The organism is Bacillus sp. BC08 (genome assembly GCF_054326875.1).
The window spans coordinates 367,736-389,347 of sequence record NZ_JBTGPA010000027.1 but is presented as its reverse complement, the minus strand read 5'-3'; the positions used below and the strand labels follow the sequence as shown (position 1 = coordinate 389,347).

The 21,612-nt window shown below is 35.9% G+C and carries 25 protein-coding genes; 17 read left to right on the top strand and 8 right to left on the bottom strand.

Going from position 1 to position 21,612, the window contains the following annotated elements:
* Window positions 1-55 precede the first annotated feature (55 nt).
* Window positions 56-499: an NUDIX hydrolase gene (locus ACXVYO_RS08185; RefSeq protein WP_458466626.1), complete on the top strand. Its 444-nt coding sequence runs from the start codon at window positions 56-58 to the stop codon at window positions 497-499.
* Between the two features lie 44 nt (window positions 500-543).
* Here ACXVYO_RS08185 and ACXVYO_RS08180 read toward each other — a convergent pair whose 3' ends face one another.
* Window positions 544-1,746 (bottom strand): alanyl-tRNA editing protein, encoded by a 1,203-nt coding sequence (locus ACXVYO_RS08180; RefSeq protein WP_458466625.1) that lies wholly within the window; start codon window positions 1,744-1,746, stop codon window positions 544-546.
* 137 nt (window positions 1,747-1,883) lie between these two features.
* Between ACXVYO_RS08180 and ACXVYO_RS08175 the strand changes: the two genes are divergently transcribed.
* On the top strand, window positions 1,884-2,291 hold the full coding sequence (locus ACXVYO_RS08175) for a hypothetical protein (protein WP_166704008.1): 408 nt from the start codon (window positions 1,884-1,886) through the stop codon (window positions 2,289-2,291).
* Window positions 2,292-2,358: 67 nt separating this feature from the next.
* Window positions 2,359-3,597 carry an MDR family MFS transporter gene (locus ACXVYO_RS08170; protein ID WP_458466624.1) on the top strand — a complete coding sequence of 413 codons (1,239 nt, stop codon included), beginning with the start codon at window positions 2,359-2,361 and terminating at the stop codon, window positions 3,595-3,597.
* A gap of 244 nt (window positions 3,598-3,841) precedes the next feature.
* On the opposite strand, the gene ACXVYO_RS08165 is transcribed toward ACXVYO_RS08170, so the two are convergent.
* Both ACXVYO_RS08165 and ACXVYO_RS08160 read right to left on the bottom strand, forming a co-directional pair.
* Window positions 3,842-4,228, bottom strand: a complete 387-nt coding sequence (locus ACXVYO_RS08165) for an Hsp20/alpha crystallin family protein (protein WP_061678577.1) — start codon at window positions 4,226-4,228, stop codon at window positions 3,842-3,844.
* Window positions 4,229-4,352: 124 nt separating this feature from the next.
* The gene (locus tag ACXVYO_RS08160) at window positions 4,353-4,475 is read right to left on the bottom strand and encodes a small acid-soluble spore protein P (protein WP_000517650.1); all 123 of its coding nucleotides are present in this window, start codon (window positions 4,473-4,475) and stop codon (window positions 4,353-4,355) included.
* A 121-nt stretch (window positions 4,476-4,596) separates the two neighbouring features.
* Between ACXVYO_RS08160 and ACXVYO_RS08155 the strand changes: the two genes are divergently transcribed.
* Entirely contained in the window at window positions 4,597-4,860 is a 264-nt protein-coding gene (locus ACXVYO_RS08155) for a hypothetical protein (protein ID WP_458466623.1), read from the top strand.
* 46 nt (window positions 4,861-4,906) lie between these two features.
* Complete coding sequence (pdaB, locus tag ACXVYO_RS08150; protein WP_458466622.1) at window positions 4,907-5,632, top strand: polysaccharide deacetylase family sporulation protein PdaB; 726 nt, start codon at window positions 4,907-4,909, stop codon at window positions 5,630-5,632.
* A 40-nt stretch (window positions 5,633-5,672) separates the two neighbouring features.
* Here pdaB and sspO read toward each other — a convergent pair whose 3' ends face one another.
* Entirely contained in the window at window positions 5,673-5,822 is a 150-nt protein-coding gene (sspO, locus tag ACXVYO_RS08145) for a small acid-soluble spore protein O (RefSeq protein ID WP_458466621.1), read from the bottom strand.
* A 290-nt stretch (window positions 5,823-6,112) separates the two neighbouring features.
* On the opposite strand from sspO, the gene acnA reads away from it, so the two are divergent.
* Together acnA and ACXVYO_RS08135 are read left to right on the top strand one after the other, a co-directional pair.
* On the top strand, window positions 6,113-8,836 hold the full coding sequence (gene acnA / locus ACXVYO_RS08140) for an aconitate hydratase AcnA (protein ID WP_458466620.1): 2,724 nt from the start codon (window positions 6,113-6,115) through the stop codon (window positions 8,834-8,836).
* 117 nt (window positions 8,837-8,953) lie between these two features.
* Window positions 8,954-10,603, top strand: a complete 1,650-nt coding sequence (locus ACXVYO_RS08135; RefSeq protein WP_458466619.1) for an ABC transporter ATP-binding protein — start codon at window positions 8,954-8,956, stop codon at window positions 10,601-10,603.
* A gap of 24 nt (window positions 10,604-10,627) precedes the next feature.
* Here the strand turns inward: ACXVYO_RS08135 and ACXVYO_RS08130 are convergent, their stop codons facing one another.
* The gene (locus ACXVYO_RS08130) at window positions 10,628-10,885 is read right to left on the bottom strand and encodes a hypothetical protein (RefSeq protein ID WP_073515911.1); all 258 of its coding nucleotides are present in this window, start codon (window positions 10,883-10,885) and stop codon (window positions 10,628-10,630) included.
* A gap of 251 nt (window positions 10,886-11,136) precedes the next feature.
* Between ACXVYO_RS08130 and ACXVYO_RS08125 the strand changes: the two genes are divergently transcribed.
* From ACXVYO_RS08125 to sspN, 4 genes are all read left to right on the top strand, one after another.
* Window positions 11,137-11,712: a TlpA family protein disulfide reductase gene (locus ACXVYO_RS08125; RefSeq protein ID WP_073515910.1), complete on the top strand. Its 576-nt coding sequence runs from the start codon at window positions 11,137-11,139 to the stop codon at window positions 11,710-11,712.
* 115 nt (window positions 11,713-11,827) lie between these two features.
* Window positions 11,828-12,775: a 3'-5' exonuclease gene (locus ACXVYO_RS08120; RefSeq protein ID WP_458466618.1), complete on the top strand. Its 948-nt coding sequence runs from the start codon at window positions 11,828-11,830 to the stop codon at window positions 12,773-12,775.
* A gap of 140 nt (window positions 12,776-12,915) precedes the next feature.
* Window positions 12,916-13,059 carry an FbpB family small basic protein gene (locus ACXVYO_RS08115; protein WP_001254697.1) on the top strand — a complete coding sequence of 48 codons (144 nt, stop codon included), beginning with the start codon at window positions 12,916-12,918 and terminating at the stop codon, window positions 13,057-13,059.
* Window positions 13,060-13,102: 43 nt separating this feature from the next.
* Complete coding sequence (gene sspN, locus ACXVYO_RS08110; RefSeq protein WP_000527987.1) at window positions 13,103-13,237, top strand: acid-soluble spore protein SspN; 135 nt, start codon at window positions 13,103-13,105, stop codon at window positions 13,235-13,237.
* Between the two features lie 68 nt (window positions 13,238-13,305).
* Here the strand turns inward: sspN and ACXVYO_RS08105 are convergent, their stop codons facing one another.
* Window positions 13,306-14,598: a glycosyl hydrolase family 18 protein gene (locus tag ACXVYO_RS08105; protein ID WP_088023459.1), complete on the bottom strand. Its 1,293-nt coding sequence runs from the start codon at window positions 14,596-14,598 to the stop codon at window positions 13,306-13,308.
* A gap of 109 nt (window positions 14,599-14,707) precedes the next feature.
* Between ACXVYO_RS08105 and ACXVYO_RS08100 the strand changes: the two genes are divergently transcribed.
* Complete coding sequence (locus ACXVYO_RS08100) at window positions 14,708-15,127, top strand: acyl-CoA thioesterase (protein ID WP_073515907.1); 420 nt, start codon at window positions 14,708-14,710, stop codon at window positions 15,125-15,127.
* Window positions 15,128-15,155: 28 nt separating this feature from the next.
* Here ACXVYO_RS08100 and ACXVYO_RS08095 read toward each other — a convergent pair whose 3' ends face one another.
* Together ACXVYO_RS08095 and plsY are read right to left on the bottom strand one after the other, a co-directional pair.
* Entirely contained in the window at window positions 15,156-15,446 is a 291-nt protein-coding gene (locus tag ACXVYO_RS08095; RefSeq protein ID WP_458466617.1) for a HesB/YadR/YfhF family protein, read from the bottom strand.
* A gap of 108 nt (window positions 15,447-15,554) precedes the next feature.
* Window positions 15,555-16,151, bottom strand: coding sequence for a glycerol-3-phosphate 1-O-acyltransferase PlsY (gene plsY, locus ACXVYO_RS08090; protein ID WP_000258967.1), 597 nt, complete (start codon window positions 16,149-16,151; stop codon window positions 15,555-15,557).
* Window positions 16,152-16,376: 225 nt separating this feature from the next.
* Between plsY and ACXVYO_RS08085 the strand changes: the two genes are divergently transcribed.
* The 5 genes from ACXVYO_RS08085 to ACXVYO_RS08065 all read left to right on the top strand — a co-directional run bounded on the left by ACXVYO_RS08085 (window position 16,377) and on the right by ACXVYO_RS08065 (window position 21,316).
* On the top strand, window positions 16,377-18,233 hold the full coding sequence (locus tag ACXVYO_RS08085) for an anaerobic ribonucleoside triphosphate reductase (protein ID WP_458466615.1): 1,857 nt from the start codon (window positions 16,377-16,379) through the stop codon (window positions 18,231-18,233).
* Window positions 18,230-18,682 carry an anaerobic ribonucleoside-triphosphate reductase activating protein gene (gene nrdG, locus ACXVYO_RS08080; protein WP_458466614.1) on the top strand — a complete coding sequence of 151 codons (453 nt, stop codon included), beginning with the start codon at window positions 18,230-18,232 and terminating at the stop codon, window positions 18,680-18,682. The genes ACXVYO_RS08085 and nrdG overlap by 4 nt, the downstream gene beginning before the upstream one ends.
* An 18-nt stretch (window positions 18,683-18,700) precedes the next feature.
* The gene (locus ACXVYO_RS08075; RefSeq protein ID WP_001044678.1) at window positions 18,701-19,378 is read left to right on the top strand and encodes a response regulator transcription factor; all 678 of its coding nucleotides are present in this window, start codon (window positions 18,701-18,703) and stop codon (window positions 19,376-19,378) included.
* A gap of 203 nt (window positions 19,379-19,581) precedes the next feature.
* Complete coding sequence (locus ACXVYO_RS08070) at window positions 19,582-20,823, top strand: S1C family serine protease (RefSeq protein WP_458466613.1); 1,242 nt, start codon at window positions 19,582-19,584, stop codon at window positions 20,821-20,823.
* A gap of 79 nt (window positions 20,824-20,902) precedes the next feature.
* A complete protein-coding gene (locus ACXVYO_RS08065) occupies window positions 20,903-21,316 on the top strand; it encodes a CoA-binding protein (RefSeq protein ID WP_458466612.1) in 414 nt (137 codons plus the stop codon).
* Window positions 21,317-21,612: the final 296 nt, after the last annotated feature.

The following is a 21,612-nucleotide window of genomic DNA, read 5'->3' as shown; positions in this document are numbered from 1 at the left end:
CGTTCTTTTGGTGGAAGGATTAATTTGTAAATATAACAGGAAGAGGAGATTACATATGGAAAGTGTAATGCAAGTTCGTGTTACGGGAATTTTAATTGAAGATGAAAAAGTATTGCTAGTAAAGCAAAAAGTTGCTAATCGCAATTGGTCTTTACCTGGGGGAAGGATAGAGAATGGTGAAACGTTAGAAGAAGCGATGATTCGAGAAATGAGAGAAGAAACAGGATTAGAAGTTAATATTAAGAAGCTACTCTATGTTTGTGATAAACCAGATGCTAGTCCATCTTTATTACATATTACGTTTCTGCTTGAAAAGATTGAAGGGGAAATTACGCTACCTTCTAATGAGTTTGATCATAATCCAATTCAGGATGTGCAAATGGTACCGATTAACGAATTAAGTCATTATGGTTTTTCGGAAACTTTTATAAAACTGGTAAATGAAGGGTTTGCAAATGCAGGGAGTTATCAAGGATTGAAACGAAATATTGGCCTGTAAATATAGTTGAAGGATAGCTGTTAACTATCCTTCATAAACATGTTTTACACCACTGACTGTAAAGAAGAAACAAGCTGATTTAAAAACTCGTCCCCGGTCATAACCGCTTTTCCGCCGCCGCGCGCACTCTTTTTATTTCCGCCACCTTTTCCTTCAATTGTAGGAAGAGCATCTTTTAAAAGTGTGTTCATATCGAGCGTGACTGATTTTCCGCAAGCAAGAATACATTGTAATTTGTCCTCATTTTCAATAACGAAATATGAAATGGCATGTTCTTGTTGTTCTGTAATAATAGCGGAAAGTTTTGCGATTTCTTGCATAGAACGATTTGTAAACACTCTAGAAATAAGTATGCCAGCGTGTATTTCTAAAGGCTGTTGCAGTAGTTCATTTGCCTCTGCATATAATAATTTTTCATTCATTGTTTGTATTGCTTTTTCGTTTTCTTTTTGAGAAGTAAGAAGTTGTGCTACTTTTGCTGGAATATCATTCTCGCTACTATTTAATTGCTGAGAAACATTTTTTATAATTTGTTGCTGTTGCCCCATTAATTTAAGCGTGCGCCAACCAGCGATAAACGTTAATCGTATGCCGCCTTTATTACGCTCCCATCCTAATACTTGAATAGGCCCTACTTCACCTGTACGTTTCGGATGCGTTCCGCCACAGCCATTGTAGTCGTAATTTTCGATAATAACAACGCGTATATTTTCTGTCATAGTCGGTTCTTTACGAAGGGGGAAAGTTTTTGCTGCTTCTAAGTTCATCCACTCGATGCGAATGGGATGGTTTTCAAAAACAATTTTGTTTGCAATTTGTACTGCTTTTTCAACTGTTTCTGCATGCAGATTGTCTGTTTCTAAATCAATTGTTACCGTCTCTTTTCCAAGATGGAATCCGATTGTAGGTATGTTAAAATGGTCCCAAAAAGCAGCGGATAAAATGTGCTGAGCTGCATGTTGCTGCATATGATCAAAACGGCGCTCCCAATTGATTTTACCTTCTACTTCTTCAGTATGTAATTGTTCTACGATGAAGTGGCGAATTTCTCCATTTATCTCTTCTACATTGATTACATCGATATCATTTAATGTGCCAGTATCATATGATTGTCCGCCACCTGTTGGATAAAATGCCGTTTCGTTTAAAATAACGTATAAGTTACCGTCTTTATCATAATCTTGCTTTATAACTTTTGTAGTAAAGTCTTGCTTATAAGCGTCAGTGTAATATAATTTTTGCTCCAATTGTCTTTCCCCTTTCGTGTTCACTAGTTTCATTGTAAAGCAATTGAAATTAGTTTCCTAATATTTCAGAAGAAAGAAACTATTTTTAGAATTTTCTTGCTATAATAAGGAAAAGAAAATGCGGGGGTGGAATGAATATGTTATATGAAAACGGCGTAGATAAACTGCTTAGTTTAAGCAAAAACATTTCTGAATTGTATCGAGAATTAAATGAAATGACCCGGATTTTAACGGACTGTAATCGAGAAAGTGTGAAGTTTGATCGGTTATATGTGAAAGAGGTACTGTGGAAGAAAGAAGATGTAATAGAGAAATATGACCAGCTGCTTGTACAACTTTGTATAAATGAATGCTTCGATCTAAAAAGTGTCATTACAGGGGAATATAAGTATACATATGAAGAAGTAGAAAACATCGTTTTACAATTTAATGAGAAGTATAATGTCACAATTTTAATTAAAGATGTTTGTAAAGAATTACAGTTTACATATGGCATAGATATGGATATAACGAGAACAGCGCGGGTATCAACAGCTCAAGTATAAAAGGGAAAAGAAAGCAGATCCTTTGCTTTCTTTTTTTATGTAAGAACAGGGAGAGTAGGTTTTTAAGATGAAAGGGAAGTTGCAAAATATACATCCGTTAGGAATGACAATTATAATGGGGACTTTATTTGCGAGGTTTGCCACGTCAATGAGTATTCCTTTTTTAGCGATTTATTTAACGACTGTGAAAGGCGTATCAGCTGGAATGACGGGTGCTATTATCGGAACGAGTGCACTTGTTGGAGTATTTGCTAGTTTTATCGGAGGGAATTTATCGGATCGGTTCGGCCGAAATATGATTATAATATGGTCCATGATCGTTTGGGTGTTTGTATTCATAGGTTTTTCACTTGCAGATCATGTTTTAAGTTTCTTTTTATTAAATGCTTTGAATGGATTATGTAGGTCTTTTTTTGAACCGACGTCAAGAGCATTATTATCAGATTTAACGAAACCACAGTATCGTTTACTCGTATATAATTTGCGTTACGGTGCAATCAATGTTGGAGTAGCAATTGGCCCACTTGTCGGATTACAAATTGGAAGTGCAAAATCAACAATTCCGTTTTTAGTAGCAGCTGGAGTATACATTCTATATACAGCTATATTAGCGTTCCAATTTAAGAAGTATCCAATTGAAAAAAAGAAAGTAAATACAGAAAAGCCCGTCACAATGTTAAATGCAATGCGTATTTTGCGAAAGGATGTCGTATTTTTAGTTGCATTAGTTGGTATTATTTTGAGTAATTGTGGTTTTTCTCACTTAACGACAACAGTATCTCAGTATTTTGCAAATGCACATATATTTCAGGATGGAGTGAAATTATTTTCATATATGTTAGCTTTAAATGCGATTGTTGTAGTTGTAATTCAATACCCTGTTATTCAAATGTGTAAAAAGTATACACCGCTAGTATCCATTATGGTTGGAACTTTATTTGTGAGCGGAGGATTGTTTGGATTTGGAATAGTAGAATCTACGCTAAGTGCTGCCATTTGCACAATTATTTTTACAATTGGAGAAGTTCTCATGTTTTCAATGACGGATGTATTTATAGATGGTATAGCTGTTTCACATTTAAAAGGCACATATTTTGGAGCAATGGGATTTTCAGGAATTGGAGCAGTAATTGGTCCATGGCTTGGGGGCGTACTTCTCGATTACTACGGGTACCAAAATGGATTTATTGTCTTTTCAGCGCTAGCTATATTTTCAACTGTAGCATTTCCTGTAATTTTAGTTGCAAAAGGTTTATTGAAAAAGAGAGATGATAGAAATTGTAATTTAGAATTACATGCGAAATAAAGTGAAACTTTAATCAGTGGGGGTTTTGTTCATCCCCCACTGATTATTAGTTGAACCAATCGGACGTTAACGGACAGTTGATCTCCCACCTAACTTCTTTGCTCCAACTGAATTTTTGGGTGGGAGTTTTACTGTCCGTTAACGTGGGATAAAATAAGCCCCAGCAGACTGCTGGGGCTTATTTTTGTATTCATCCGGCTATTTGCGGCAGTAAAACTCCCGTTGATTACAGTTTTACTTTATTTTAATTCTCAATTTGAAAAAGAACTTTTTCTTCATGTTTATTAGCAACTTCATTTTTGGAAATATGAATGGCTAAATATCCATTCTCTAAGCAGGCTAGCATCTTCTTATAAATAATAGTAGCGGGTAAAGGAATAATCCGCTGTAAAGAACTATTATTATGAAGTATGCAAATATTTAGGCCTGTCTCCATCTTTTTAATAACTACATTTTGTTCGGATACATTTGGTACATCTGTTTCCAAAATGTATTCTTGTTCAGTTTCACAAAGGTCAATATGAATTTGATTTGGGAAACTAAAGTTACTACAAGAATCAGAACAAAATTGATCCATCCATTCTTCGAAACCATCAACATGAAAAAGACAATCCTTCTTTTTCTTGCCCATGTAAGACACCCTCCGTAAAATCTCAATTCATACTATGTTATGCATGAATGAAGTAGGGGTGAAGAATAAATGGAAAAATATAAACATTGTATGTGGCAAAGGTATCTAGTGTGAGCCTTTTGTTTTACATATCATGATGTGCATGATTTTTTTGGCGTGAATGGTTACGGTTTTTTACTTTATGAGATCCGCTTAATGGTTCAGGTTGTCCCTTTTTTTCTTTTGCTTCACGATTGTTTTTTCCCATTGTATGTGACACCTCCTCTTTCTCTTTAGAATGAGAGAAGTTTGCAAATTTATACGAGAATGTTTTTAGAAAAACGGGTAAAGATAAATGGGACTAACTATTATGGAAAGGGGATTATATAATGCCATATCATAAAGATAAACAACAAGCTTTTCAAGCAGCGCAGCAAGGAGTTACACAAGCAGAAAACGCATTTAATAACATTGTGAAAAATGATCCAAACTACGGTCAGGATTTAAAAGAGTTACGCCAAGAGGTTCAGGAAGCGTACGAACAAATTCAAAATGCGTTAGAGGTAGCTTCAGAAACACAACGCCCACAACTTGAGCAATACGAAAATAATCTCCAAAACATTATGCGAAATGTAGATCAATTAGAAAAGTAAATGAGATTGTTGTGTATTCGACAACCTTATTACTTTGACGAACGTTATGCTAAAACAGAAGATTTTTCTATTCGTTTTTTGTTTATTATGCGCAGTACATATATTTCAAGTTGAAAAAGTGGAAGCGAAAATGTTGCTCAGAAAAGAGCTAGAACCAACTGGCTATGTAACGTGGGAAGTACCTAATAATGAAAAGATTATTGCCATTACATTTGATGATGGACCAGATCCAACTTATACACCACAAGTTTTACATTTATTACGTCAATATAAAGCAGAAGCGACATTTTTTATGATTGGATTTCGAGTGCAGCGTAATCCATATTTAGTGAAACAAGTGTTAAAAGAGGGACATGAAATTGGAAACCATACGATGAATCATTTGTATGCCAGTAATTCATCAGACGAAAAATTAGAAAATGATATTTTAGATGGGAAGAAATATTTTGAAAAATGGGTGAAAGAACCTTTGCTATTCCGTCCACCTGGCGGATATATTAACGATGCTGTATTTAAAACCGCGAAAGAAGCGGGTTATCAAACGGTTCTATGGTCGTGGCATCAAGACCCGCGTGATTGGGCAAATCCAGGGGTTGAATCCATTGTAAATCATGTAGTGAAACATGCTAAAAGTGGAGATATCGTATTGTTACATGATGGAGGAAATGATCGCAGTCAAACAGTAGCAGCATTAGCAAAAATTTTACCTGAGCTGAAAAAACAAGGCTACCGATTTGTAACGGTTTCAGAATTACTACGTTATAAACATTAGAAAAAATCCCAAAAGGAAATGGACCTTTTGGGATTTTTCGTTACTGGTTCTTTTTACGTTTCTTATTATTTTGTCGCTCTGCTGGAGTTAAAGGCTCGTTTGAAAATTCTTCATTGTAACCAGTTCCTTGTCCTTGTGCAGATGCCGCATTCATTCCTGAAATAGTATGATTTGCTTTTCTTTTACCCATTTTATTTCACCTCTATAACTTTTTTGTAAGTTGAATGATGAGCAGTTCATAGTATGTATGAACTATAAGCAAAGCGCTAATAGAGCACTTTACTTTATGGTAATAGTATTCATAAGGAGCATGGACATTATTCAAATTTAGAAACATAAAGAAAACTTATGATAATCTATAAGTTTCTTATTATTTACTTATTTAGAAAGTTGTAATAAGATATTATCGTAAGGTATTGAAAAGTTTGTCTACATTTTATATTCAGACAACTTAGTCACGTTTAACAGGGGGGAAACATAATGGTCAAACATAATCCATTTCAATCACGTGCAACTTTTGAAGTAGATGAAAAAACGTATCATTATTATGATTTGAAAGCGCTTGAAAACGCAGGGGTTGGCAACGTATCTCAATTACCATATTCCGTGAAAGTTTTACTTGAATCTGTACTTCGTCAAGTAGACGGACGTGTAATCACAGAAGAGCATGTTACAAATTTAGCGAAATGGGGAACGAAGGATGTGCAAGATATCGATGTTCCATTTAAACCATCTCGTGTAATTTTACAAGATTTCACTGGTGTACCAGCTGTTGTAGATTTGGCTTCGCTTCGTAAAGCAATGGCAGATATGGGCGGGGATCCTGATAAAATTAATCCGGAAATTACTGTAGACCTTGTAATTGACCACTCTGTACAGGTTGATAGAGCGGGTACGGCAGACGCGCTTGCATTCAACATGGACTTAGAGTTTAAACGTAATGAAGAACGTTATAAATTTTTAAGCTGGGCACAAAAATCATTTGATAACTATCGTGCAGTTCCACCAGCTACAGGTATTGTACACCAAGTAAACCTTGAATATTTAGCACCAGTTGTTCATGCTGTGAAAAATGCTGAAGGTGACTTAGTTGCATACCCAGATTCATTAGTTGGAACAGACTCACATACAACAATGATTAACGGTATCGGCGTTCTTGGATGGGGCGTTGGTGGTATTGAAGCAGAAGCAGGAATGCTTGGACAGCCTTCATACTTCCCAGTACCTGAAGTAATCGGTGTGAAATTAACTGGTACACTTCCAAGTGGTACTACAGCAACAGACGTTGCATTAAAAGTAACACAAGTATTACGTCAAAAAGGTGTAGTTGGTAAATTCGTTGAGTTCTTCGGTAATGGACTAAAGAGCATGCCTTTAGCTGACCGTGCAACAATTTCAAACATGGCACCAGAATATGGCGCAACTTGTGGATTCTTCCCAATCGACGAAATTTCATTAGAATACTTACGTTTAACAGGTAGAGATGAAGAGCAAATTCGCGTTGTTGAAGAATACTGTAAAGCGAACGGTTTATTCTATACAGCAGACAGCAAAGATCCAATTTACACTGATCTTGTTGAAATTGATTTAAATACAATCGAATCTAACCTTTCTGGACCGAAACGCCCACAAGATTTAATTCCACTTTCAGATATGAAAGATGCGTTCCACAAAGCTGTTTTAGCGCCAGTTGGAACACAAGGACTTGGATTTAATGAGCAAGAGTTCGATAAAGAAGTGAAGGTTACATTAGAAGATAAAGAAGTAACGATGAAAACAGGTGCAATTGCAATCGCTGCGATTACAAGCTGTACAAATACATCAAACCCATACGTATTAATTGGGGCAGGTCTAGTTGCGAAGAAAGCAATTGAAAAAGGACTTGTAGTACCTGAGTACGTAAAAACATCGTTAGCACCAGGATCTAAAGTTGTTACTGAATACTTAGATAAATCAGGTTTAACAACATATTTAGATCAATTAGGTTTCCAAACAGTTGGTTACGGCTGTACGACTTGTATCGGTAACTCTGGTCCATTAGCAGAGGAATTAGAAGAAGCAATCGCAGCAAACGATTTATTAGTAACATCTGTTTTATCTGGTAACCGTAACTTTGAAGGTCGTATTCACCCACTTGTAAAAGCAAACTACTTAGCATCACCACCACTTGTTGTGGCATATGCACTTGCAGGTACTGTTGATATTGACCTGAAAAATGATGAAATCGGTAAAGATACAAATGGCAATGCTGTATACTTCAACGATATTTGGCCATCAGCGAAAGAAATTGAAGATGTAGTTCAAAGCGTTGTTACATCTGAACTGTTCAAGAAAGAATATGCACAAGTATTTAACAGCAATGAGCGTTGGAATGAAATCCAAACTTCAAACGAAGCTTTATATACTTGGGATAATGATTCAACTTATATTCAAAACCCACCATTCTTTGAAGGTTTATCTAAAGAACCAGGTGAAGTTGAAACATTATCAGGTTTACGCATAGTTGGTAAATTTGGAGATTCTGTAACGACAGACCATATTTCACCAGCAGGTTCAATCGGTAAGCATACACCAGCTGGACGCTACTTATTAGAAAACGGCGTACAACCAGTTGACTTTAACTCTTACGGTTCTCGTCGTGGTAACCACGAAGTTATGATGCGTGGTACATTCGCAAACATCCGTATTAAAAACCAAATCGCACCAGGAACAGAAGGCGGATATACAACATATTGGCCAACTGGTGAAGTAACATCAATCTATGATGCTGCTATGAAATATAAAGAAGATGGCACAGGCCTTCTAGTTGTTGCTGGTAAAGATTACGGTATGGGAAGTTCTCGTGACTGGGCTGCGAAAGGTACAAACTTATTAGGTATTAAAGCAGTAATCGCAGAAAGCTTCGAGCGTATTCACCGTAGTAACCTAGTATTAATGGGTGTATTACCACTTCAATTTAAAGATGGCGAAAGCGCTGAAACATTAGGTCTTGTTGGTAACGAGTCATTTGAAATTCAAATTGACAAAACAGTTAGACCACGCGATCTAGTAAAAGTAGTTGCAACTGATGTAGATGGCAACGAAAAACAATTTGAAGTAGTAGCTCGTTTCGATAGTGAAGTAGAAATTGACTACTACCGTCACGGTGGTATTCTGCAAATGGTTCTTCGTGAAAAAATTGAAGAATCTAAGGTGTCGAACTAAATAATTGAAATAAACGACAAGGAAGCTAACAACTGTTAGCTTCCTTATTTTATGGAAAGGGATGAAACCATTTGGTTTCATCCCTTTCTTTTTACTTTAAAAAATGGAGGAAAGGTCATGAAAGAATATAAAAGAATATTGTTACCGTTACAGAAAGAAAAAATGTTAGTCATAGCAGCCATATGCAGTGGACTCTTTGCAGCTATTTTAAATTTATCCCGTCCACTATTCATGGGGCTAATTGTAGATAATCTTATTCAACGGGAGTTAAAGGAGGCATATTTTTACATTACTTTGTTTGCAGTTAGTCGCTCGTTGATGTGGGTGAACAATCTTTCATTTGATTATGTAAGCTCTAAAGCAAGTCAACGAATATTGCGAAGGAAACGTATAGATGTATTGCGTCATTTTCTCTCATTACCGTTTGAAGCGAGTGAGAAGATTAAACAAGGAGAGTTAGAGACGTTAGTTGTGTCTGATATTCCAAACTGGGTCAGATTATATGGTTCTATATTAATAGAATATGTACACGCTATTGCGCAATTTATAGGTGCGTTCATAGCACTACAACATATAGATATAAAGTTCATATTGTGGGTAACTCCATTTTTATTTTTAAGTGCAACGGTTCCGATGTTGATGGGGAAAAAGGTAAGAAATATTGCAAGCATTGTTCAAAACAATCAATCAAGTGTTGTAGAGATGGTGTCACAGTTTGTAAAAGGAGCACAAGATTTACGTAGTTTGCAACAAGAAAAGTGGGCCATGTGCTTATTTAAAGGAGCAACGGCACAATCATATAAAACAGAAGTAAAGAAGACGATGATGCAACACTGCATTGGAGTAGTTGGAACAGTGATTGAAACAGGAGCATATATCGTTGTTCTCATTATAGGCACGCAAAAAATAATGAAGGGGGAAATGGAAGTTGGTTCACTTGTTGCCGTGTTAGCCACGATTGAAATGCTCTTTTTTCCAGTTCGTTACGTTGGCGATTTATTAATGATGACACAAGTTGCAGTCGCTTCGGCAAATAGAGTTTTTTCCTTTTTAGATAAGCGAGTGGCAGATAGTAAGGTAGAAAGAGCGATGGGGATGACGGTAACAAATGTTTCATTTCAGGAGAACGATGAAGAGAAATGCAGAATTCATAATATTGATTTGCAAATTCACCCCGGTGAACTCGTTATTATTGTGGGGGAAAGTGGTGCAGGAAAAACAACGCTTTTAAAATTAATGACAGGTTTGTATAAACCATCTAACGGTAGCATTGTTTATTATGGTAATGAGGCTCGTATGACTACAGTGTGGCAAGAACCTCGTTTCTTTCGGACGACAGTAAAAGAGAATATGTATTTCGGAGAAGCGTATTTAGAAGATCAATTAGAAAAAAATATTGAACTTGTAAATGTGAAACCGATTATTAGAGATTTACCTGGGGGGATTGAAACTGTATTACATAAAAGTGGTGAAGAGTTTTCGGGAGGAGAAAGAAAACGTCTTGCATTATTGCGAGCAATGGGTTCAAATCCGAATCTTATTATTTTAGATGAACCGACTGCTGGATTAGATCCGAGCAATCAAGAAACTATTTGGGATATGATAGAAGGATTAGGAAGAGAGGTCACGAAAATTGTGGCAACACATGATGTGGAGAAAGCGATACTAGCAGATTGTGTTGTCATAATGAAAGAAGGAAATATTGTTGCGTGTGGAAGGCCTGAAAAATTAATATACAGTCATTCATTTTTTAAGAAATGTGAATAAGGATAAGAGCACTGCTCTTTATCCTTATTCAGCATCATTAATTTGATACTCGATAGATTCTGAATGATTCAGATCAACGTTAAAGGTAGCAGTCATAAGGAAAGTGGCAATTCCAAGAATTAAGAAAAGAACGAATGAGACTAGAGAGACGTAGAGACAAATACGCCCTACTTTCTTTTTTTCAAGATCTTTACTAAAGAGTGAAATAATCCATGTAATAATACCGACTGGGTATAAAAGAAAACTAAGAATATATAATGTTGTTTTTTCGAATGAATTCATAAACAATCCCCCTTTTGTTGTAAGTTTATAATTACGAGAGTAAAAAGGTGAATGGGTCCATAAGAAGATAAGCAACACTTCATCTGTTTTTCTAATTATATGATAAAAAGGAAAAAATTTCACTTTAAATAAGAATATTCTAATTATTTCGACTGTGAATATTTCCAAGCTCGTCCGTATAAGCTAAAATAAGGTATATAGTATTTGAGTGATTAAGTTATAAGAAGACAAACACGTTAGGGTGATATAAAATGTGGCGGAAGTTTACGATTATTGTAGTGTTACTTTGTTTAGCCGGATATGCAGCTTATGAACAGTTTGGTAAAAACGATCAGGTGGTACAAGGGAAGCAAGAAAAAAGTGAAGCTGCTATGAAAGAGATGATTGCAAGTAATGGTATTGAAATAGGGAAGAGTGCCCCGGACTTTACATTAGCGAAGTTAGATGGAACGAATGTAAAGTTATCGGATTTAAAAGGAAAGAAAGTGATTGTAAACTTTTGGGCAACGTGGTGTGGACCTTGTCAGCAAGAAATGCCGGATATGGAGGCTTTCTATAAAGAACATAAAGAAAACGTAGAAATTTTAGCAATAAATTATACGCCTTCAGAAAAAGGTGGGGGAGTAGAAAAGGTAAGCAATTTTGCGAAAGAAAAAGGAATTACTTTTCCCATTTTATTGGACAAGAACATTGATGTGACAACAGCGTATAAAGTAATTACGATCCCAACTTCGTACTTTATAGACACGAAAGGTGTTATTCAAGATAAGTTTATTGGACCGATGACGCAAAAAGAGATGGAGAAACGGATTGCTAAATTAAAATAAAGGTGAAAAGGTAGAGGTAGAAAGTTCGCATTTCTGCCTTTTCTTTTTCACGTAGTGATAGCAGCATGTTATGATAAAAGAAATATAAACGTTTAGAGGTAAAGGAGTGTTTGGAGTGGGGGATATATCCTTACCGTTAGATTATGTTGTAATTGATTTTGAAACAACAGGATTTAACCCTTATAATGATAAAATTATTCAAGTCGCAGCAGTGAAATATCGTAATCATGAACTAGTAGATCAATTTGTTTCCTATGTGAATCCAGAGCGTTCAATTCCGGACCGAATAACGAGTTTAACAGGTATTACAAATTATCGTGTTTCAGATGCACCGACGATTGAAGAAGTATTACCTTTATTTTTAGCATTTTTACATACAAATGTTATTGTCGCTCATAATGCATCTTTTGATATGCGTTTTTTGAAAAGCAATGTAAATATGCTTGGGCTGCCTGAACCTAAAAATAAAGTAATTGACACTGTGTTTTTAGCAAAGAAATATATGAAGCACGCACCGAATCATAAACTTGAAACGTTAAAGCGAATGCTTGGCATTCGCTTAAGTTCTCATAACGCATTTGATGATTGTATTACTTGTGCAGCTGTTTATCAAAAATGTGCATCTATTGAAGAAGAGGCAAAAAGAAAATCGACTACGGAAGTACTTGATGAAACAGCAGTATATGAGGCAGTAAAAAAGATACTTGTACGAAATAAACGTGATATCGAATGGGTTCGTTGTATGAATGTAGGAAGCTATTTAGATATAAAAGCTTTTTATCCAGTTTTGAGAGTAAAAGTAAAAGGGCGAAAGAAATACGTATTAACAGAGATATTAGAAGCTGATGTGAAAGAAATATGTACGAGTTTAAAATGTGAACCGGCGTTAAAAAGCGAAGTTGGTAATACGAGAATTATGCTTAATAGCTTAGAGGACGTCCTGAAATTAGAAAGTTATATTTTAGAACAGTATGATTTCGTACTGCAAGCGCTAAGTGAGTATAAACAAAGTGAAATGAATGCGGATGAAAAACTAAAAGAATATTTAAATATGATGGTATAAAAAAATCCGTGTACGGTTTATTGTACACGGATTTTTTTAGGAGTACTAAAACATAAAATTTTCTTGCAAATCTGATTAAAGAGTTTTTCCTTTGCTCATACTATGTATAGTAAGAATGCGAAGGAGAGAGGGTGAACAGCGTGAGAAGAAGTCGCCGTAAATCATTTGACGAACTTGTGAAAGAAAATAAACAACAATTATTAAGCGATCGTGATGCAATCGATCGTATTGAAGAGCGTATTGAAAAACGTTATGAAATGAAACTTTTTAAGCAAGCTGAATAATTCTTAACACTAGTACGATACTAGTGTTAAGGAGGCGATAGTAATGGGTAATCCGAAAAAGAATTCAAAAGACTTTGCACCGAATCATATTGGGACGCAATCAAAAAAAGCTGGTGGCAATAAAGGAAAGCAAATGCAAGACCAAACAGGTAAACAACCGATTGTTGATAACGGTTAAAAAGGGAGAATGTTGTCATTCTTCTTTTTTGTGACGGATTTTTAAAAGTAAAAAAGGGCTGACTTTTGTCAGCCCTTTTTCGTAATTGTAAAATTTTCAACGAGTAAACGCCAATTTTGCGGGAATGGTAAACCGATCTTCCAGTAACTAATACCACCAATGCCTTGTTCTTTCATTAAGTTGAATTTACTTTGAATAGATCTCGAATCTTCAAACCAAACTTCGTGTTGTACGCCGTTTTCGTCAAAGTAATTGAAATGTGGAGCTTGAGCTGTGAAATCATAGCGGATAGGAACATTGTATTTACGAGCTAGTGCAACAGCTGCAACAGAGCTAACTGCTTTTGCTGGTGGATTCCCTTGTTTGAACGGAAGTTTCCAATCGAATCCGTATAAATTTTGCCCCATCATAATTTTTTGGGGAGGCATTTGAGATTTTGCGTATTGAAGTACTTCTTTTACAGGGCCGATAGGAGAAATCGCCATCGGTGGTCCGCCTTGCCAACCCCAGTCGTATGTCATAATAACGACGAAATCAACAATTTGTCCTTGTGCTTTATAATCGTGAGCTTCGAAAAATTTCCCTTTTTGATTTGAACTTGTTTTCGGTACAAGCGTTGTACTTAATGTGTATCCGTTAGGTAATCGTGTTTTCACATTTCGTAAAAAACGATTATACGCTTCGCGATCTTCAGGTGCCACGCTCTCGAAATCAAAATGAATGTCTCGCATACCGTACTTCTCAGCTGTTCGCAAAATGTTTGTAATAAATTTATTTTGAATTGTTGCGTCCCGTAAAATAACTGATGTTAGATCGGCACTGAAATTGCCATTTTCAATATTTGTAATAACGAGCATAGGGATGGTTTTGCCTTGCGTTGCAATATTCGCGATTTTAGCTGTTTCAGTTGGTTCTTTTAACGTACCATCTCTTTTTGCCTCGAAACTGAAGTAAGCTAAGTATGTTAAAAATGGATTAATAGCACGCGTAGCATTAACCAAACTTTCTTTTATTGGTATAGTTGAAGGTTGTAAATAAGCGATGGATTCTACTGCTCGTTTTGTCCCTTTCGGTATATATAATTGTTGTCCGACATGGAGAATAGATTTTAAAGATAAGTTATTCACTTTAGCTAAGCTAGCGAGAGGAACGTTATATGTTTGAGAAATTCGATAGAGGCTATCGCCAGGCTGTACATAATAATTATTTCCTTTCGTATTCACGATTAGTGCCTGACCGACGACGAGTGTTTCAGATGGATTTAGTCCATTGTCTTTTACTATTTCATCAGGTGTTGATCCATATTTTGATGCCAAGCTATATACGCTATCACCACTACGAACAGTTACAATTTGAATCATATGCTTGCTCCTTTCGGTAAAAGATTCACTGTTTTTATTTTATTTTTGATGTCACTGTATTATGATTAAATGTATGCAAGGTAGCAGAAGTGAAAGAAGGCGAATACATATGTTTGTAGCAGAACATGAAGTTGAAATCCGTTATGCGGAAACAGATCAAATGGGTGTTGTTTACCATTCAAACTATTTGGTGTGGCTGGAATTAGGTCGCACGAAACTTATACAAGATTTAGGATTTTCATATGTTGAAATGGAGAAAGAGGGGATTATTTCTCCTGTGTTAGACTTGCAAATTTCATATCGTAAAGCGATGCGCTACGGTGAAAAAGCAATTGTGAAAACGTGGGTGGATAGCGTGAGCCCGCTTCGGGTTGTATATGGTTATGAAATATATAACGGTGATGGAGACCTTTGTATTACTGCAACTACGACGAATATTTGTGCGAAAAAAGAAGGGTTCAGGCCCGTATCATTTAAAAAGTTATATCCTGAGTGGTATGCGAAATATGAGGAAATTAAGAAAAAATAAAAAAAGTGTGGCTTCTGCCACACTTTTTTTATTTTTCATAATTAAATTGCGGGAAATCATCACCGTCGTTAAATGTAACAGATAAATTATGTCCATCGAAGAACCACTCATCATCGCCTTCAATAAAGAAGTTAATACCTTCTTCTTGAGTTTGAACAGCAGGATATGCAGGATCATCTTTACGAATACCTAAAGAAAGTCCTTTTTGCACAGTACTGCAACCGCCGTATTGTACGAAAAGGCGTAGTGTTTCACCTGATTGTAAGTTTAATTCGTTTTTATACCATTGTGCTGCTTCTTTTGTTACGGAAAGATTCATGTATAGTTCCTCCAAATTATGTTGCTTTTTCTTTAGTATAAAAAATAACGCAAAAAGACGCTATTAATATGCTTCACGTTTTCTTTTTGCGTTATGTGGGTTACGATCTTATTTTTGCTTTTTTGAAAAGTTTGCTTTCGGTTCAGTTTTATTTATAATTCGTCCGATATTTGCACGGTGTTTATAAATAACCATACCTGCTAATAAACACATCGCAATAATGAAGATTTTATCCCCGCTAACAATGGATGCAATAACAGCAACGACGGCTGTTACCATAGAAGAAAGTGATACGTATCTTGTTGTAAATAAAAGGCTGAAAAAGACAACAGCTAATATTGCAAAAACAACTGGAGAGTAGCATAATAGTACGCCAGCAGAAGTTGCAACAGCTTTACCACCACGGAATTTTGCGAAAATCGGATACACATGTCCAAGAACAGCTGCTAATCCGAACCATAGTGGGTGAACATCTAATCCGAAAATAATCGGTAGACTTGTTGCTAATGTACCTTTTAAAATGTCAGCAATTGTAACGATAAAACCTGCTTTTTTCCCTAGTGTGCGGAATGTATTTGTTCCGCCTAGATTACCGCTTCCGTGCTCACGAATATCGATTCCGTAGCCGATTTTTCCAACGACTAGTGCGAATGGAATCGAGCCAAGTAAGTAGGCAACGATAAATAAAAGATATGTAGTAACCATAAGTTCAGTCTCCTTTATTCAAATGTGTTGATAAAGGGTAAAAAGAGTTTTTCCCGTATATTGTACCATACATTTGTAAAGAGCACATTTCTTTTTTGTAAATGAAAAATTCATTATTTCGTGAAAAAAATTTCACAGGAATGTTACATTTCTCACAGAAACACCAAGACTATATGTAGTAACATTTTAATCAAAAGACAACAACATATTGGTGGAGGGTTATAAATGTTACAACGAAATGTACGTGGAGAAGAATTAATGAGAGTATTTGAGACGATTGTCCACGGTAGTGAGCAAGATTTAATGCAAGAAAATGCAAATGTAGATGGCCGCTCTCCGATGGGAGTAATGGGAACGTTCGCATCAGAGAGCGCGAAATATTATGCAGTTGAAAATTTATTGTCAGAGCAAGTGAAAAAAGCGATAAATCAAAATATATTATATCCACATGACTTAGATTTTTATGCGACAGGAACGACGACTTGTTCGCAAATTCCGTTAGCACAAATGCTCGCGAACGGTTTTCATACCGGACATGGGCATATGAGACAACCGCAGGATATTAAAAGTGCATTGGCTCTTTCGTCTATTATTTTTCAGGCGAATCAAAATATGCAGCACGGTGGTCAATCATTTGCACTCTTTGATATTGATTTAGCTCCATATGTGAGAAAAACAGTAGCGAGACATAAGGAACGATTACAGTCATATCCGCTTACGAAAGAACAAATAGATGAATTTGCATGGAAAGAAACAGAAAATGATACGTATCAGGCGTGTGAAGCTTTCGTTCATAATTCCAATAGTATGCATAGTAGGGGCGGGGGACAAGTACCGTTTATTTCTATTAATTATGGAACAGACACATCAAAAGAGGGACGGTTATTAGTTAGACAGCTTTTAAAAGCGACACAAGCTGGTCTTGGTAAAGGAGAAACGCCAATTTTTCCTATTCAAATTTTTAAAATGAAAAAAGGTGTGAATTTTGAAGAATGTGATCCGAACTATGATTTATTTGAATTAGCTTTAGAGACAACGGCTGAACGATTATTCCCTAACTTTTCATTTTTAGATGCGCCATTTAATGCCGTGCATTATGACGGGCGACCGGAAAGTGAAGTATGTTACATGGGATGTCGTACCCGTGTTATGTCTAACATACATGGAGAAGAAACAGCGATTGGAAGAGGCAATTTATCATTTACGTCTATCAACTTAGTGAAATTAGCGTTAATTAGTGGTTCAAAAGAAGCATTTTTTGAAGCGTTAAATTATTACTTAGATTTAGGAATCCAGCAATTATTAGAGAGATTTGAGTATCAATGTACGAAGCGAGCAAGAGATTTTCGATTTTTATATTCGCAAGGTGTATGGCGCGGTGGAGAAAAGTTACATCCTGAAGATTCTGTAGCATCCATTTTAAAGCAAGGTACGCTAAGTCTTGGTTTTATAGGTCTTGCGGAGTGTTTAGTAGCTTTAACAGGAAAGCATCATGGAGAAGATGAAGAGTCATGGAAACTCGGGTATGAAATCATTTCCTTTATGAGAGATAAAATGGATAAAGCGACGGAAGAACATGAACTGAATTTCTCAGTAATTGCAACTCCTGCAGAAGGATTATCAGGGAAGTTTGTGAAAAAAGATAGAGAAGAATTTGGTGTGATTAGCGGTATAACGAACCATAATTATTATACGAATTCATTTCATATCCCAGTTTACTATAACATGCAAGCGATAAATAAAATTCGTTTAGAAGGACCTTTCCATGCCCTATGTAACGGGGGACATATTACGTATATTGAACTAGACGGAGCAGCTATGCATAATAAACAGGCGTTAAAACAAATTGTACGAGCGATGTCAGATCATGGCGTTGGATACGGTTCAATTAATCATCCTGTTGACCGTTGTAAGTGCTGCAGTTACCACGGGGTTATTGGTAATGAATGCCCAAGCTGCGGAAATGAAGACGAGGCTAATATAGAAAGAATTCGCCGTATAACAGGTTATCTTGTAGGTGATATGTCGAAGTGGAATAGTGCGAAACGTAGTGAAGAGATGGACCGGGTGAAGCATAAATGAAAGTGATGAATATTATTCATGATAGTGTAGTAGATGGGGAAGGGTTGCGGACAGTCGTGTTTTTTGCTGGCTGTCCGCATCGTTGTTTCGGTTGCCATAATCCGAAATCGTGGAATATTTGTAATGGAACTGAAATGACAGTAGAAGAAATTGTGAAAGAGATTGCAAGTAATCCATTAACTGACGTAACATTTTCAGGTGGAGATCCATTTTTTCAAGCTGCTGAAGTGAAAAAAGTAGCAAAAGCAGTGAAAGACTTGAAAAAAAATCTGTGGATGTATACAGGTTATACGGTAGAAGAGATACAGAGTTCTCAAAATAATGATATGATAGAGTTGTTACATTATGGGGATGTTTTAGTCGATGGAAGATTTGAAATCGAGAAAAAAGATTTAACACTTCCATTTCGCGGAAGCTCCAATCAACGTATTATTCGATTGAAAGAGTAAAAAGGCGGGATAGATGATATGAATAAAACAGTATTACTTGTTGAAGATGAAAGAAGGCTACGTGAAATCGTTAGTGATTATTTTCGTAATGAAGGCTTTGAAGTAATCGAAGCAGAAGACGGAAAAATAGCGTTAGAATTATTTGCGGAGCATGAAATTGATTTGATTATGTTAGATATTATGTTACCAGAAATAGATGGATGGTCTGTTTGTAGACGAATTAGAAAAGAATCAGCAGTACCAATTATTATGCTGACAGCACGTTCAGATGAGGATGATACATTACTAGGGTTCGAATTAGGTGCAGATGAGTATGTAACGAAACCTTTCAGCCCGAAAGTGTTAGTAGCTCGAGCAAAGACATTATTGAAACGTGCGGATGGCGTGGTAGGAGTAGCAGAAGAAAATACTATGTCCTTAGCTGGAATAGAAGTAAATCGCCTATCTAGAACGGTGTTAGTAGATGGAGAAGAAATTATATTAACACATAAGGAATTTGAACTTCTTGTTTATTTAATGGAGAACAAAGGAATTGTGTTGTCACGTCAACATTTATTAGATCAGCTATGGGGATATGATTACTACGGTGATGACCGAACAGTTGATACTCATATTAAAAAACTACGAAATAAACTAGGAGATAAAGCGAAGCATATCGGTACTGTTATTCGAGTTGGTTACAAATTTGAAGAATAACCTTGAAATTACTATGTACTTTGGTTTTGGGATATAGCAAATTTATACTCTCTTTTGTAGGTGAAATGTACAAAAAATACTTTTCTTGTCTACAATGATAGATAAGAGTATTTTTTTAATTGGATTTCACGATGAGTTCACAAGAAGGACACAGACTGTGACTATACTGAAAGTACGAATTCACCAGAGAGGGGAAATAAAACATGGGATATTACGACGGACCGAATTTAAATGAAGAGCATAGTGAAACGAGAGAAGTGAGAAAATCAGGCAGCAAAAAAGGTTATTTTTTCACAGGTTTAGTCGGAGCAGTAGTTGGAGCTGTTTCAATTAGTTTTGCGGCACCATATATGCCATGGGCTCAAAATAATGGAGCGGCTGTATCATCATTCAGTTCGGATTCAAAAGTTGAAGGTACTGTAGTTCCTGTTGTCAATAAAGCAAAAAATGAAACTGATTTACCTGGTATGATTGAAGGCGCGAAAGATGTTGTTGTAGGTGTAATTAATATGCAACAAAGCATTGATCCATTTGCAATGCAACCGACAGGCCAAGAACAACAAGCTGGTTCAGGATCAGGTGTTATTTATAAAAAAGCAGGAAATAAAGCATATATTGTAACAAATAACCACGTAGTAGATGGAGCAAATAAACTTGCTGTAAAATTAAGTGATGGTAAAAAAGTAGATGCAAAATTAGTAGGGAAAGATCCTTGGTTAGATTTAGCTGTTGTTGAAATTGACGGGTCTAATGTAAATAAAGTTGCTACTTTAGGTGATTCAAGTAAAATCCGTGCTGGTGAAAAAGCAATTGCAATCGGTAATCCACTAGGGTTTGATGGAAGTGTAACGGAAGGTATTATTAGTAGTAAAGAACGTGAAATTCCAGTAGATATTGATGGTGATAAACGTGCGGATTGGAATGCTCAAGTTATTCAAACAGATGCAGCGATTAACCCAGGTAATAGTGGTGGTGCGTTATTTAACCAAAACGGTGAAATAATCGGGATTAATTCAAGTAAAATTGCACAACAAGAAGTTGAAGGAATTGGATTTGCTATTCCAATTAATATCGCAAAACCAGTTATTGAATCACTTGAAAAAGAAGGAGTAGTGAAACGTCCAGCCCTTGGTGTAGGTGTTGTTTCATTAGAAGATGTGCAAGCTTATGCAGTAAATCAATTGAAAGTACCAAAAGAAGTAACAAACGGCGTTGTATTAGGTAAAATTTACCCAATATCACCTGCCGAAAAAGCTGGCTTAGAACAATATGATATTGTAGTAGCATTAGATGATCAAAAAGTAGAAAATTCACTTCAATTCCGTAAATATTTATATGAAAAGAAAAAAGTAGGCGAAAAAGTAGAAGTTACATTTTACCGTAATGGTCAAAAAATGACGAAAACAGCTACTTTAGCAGATAATTCAGCTACAAAGAATCAATAATTGAAATAAAAGAAAGTCTCTTTCATATTGAAAGAGACTTTCTTTATCGGCTATACTAAAGGAATAGGAGGGATAAATTATGACAATTGAAAACCCAACTCGTACGGAAATTGGTGAAGTGTTAAAGAAAAGCAAAACGATTGCAGTTGTTGGATTATCGGATAAACCAGAACGTACATCGTATATGGTTTCAAAAGCAATGCAAGATGCTGGGTATCGCATTATTCCAGTAAACCCAACAGTAGATGAGGTGCTTGGAGAAAAAGCAGTTTCTTCACTAAAGGATATTAAGGAACATGTTGACATTGTAAATGTATTCCGCCGTTCAGAATTTTTAATGGATGTTGCGAAAGAGTTTGTAGAGATTGATGCAGACGTTTTTTGGGCACAATTAGGAGTACAAGATAAAGATACATATAAACTGTTAAAAGAAAAAGGCTATACTGTAATAATGGATCGTTGTATTAAAGTAGAACATGCGATGACAAGATAGTATAGATTTAAAGGTAGAAAGATCGATTCAGCCCTCACTATAGGTAAGTAGGGCCGATGAACGAGGTGTTCATCATGAGATTTTTTAAAGGCTGTTTTTGGGGATTGTTACTTGTTATCCCATTTTGGATATTGATCATTTGGATCATGATAAAGGTTTGGAATGTGTAATCTTGGCATACATATCCATTTCTCGTTGACAAACGATTATTTTTCTGAAATAGTAGCCTAGAGGAATCCTTGTGAAAAAACAAGGATTTTTCTATTGAAAATGGTATATAAAAGAGATAAGATAAC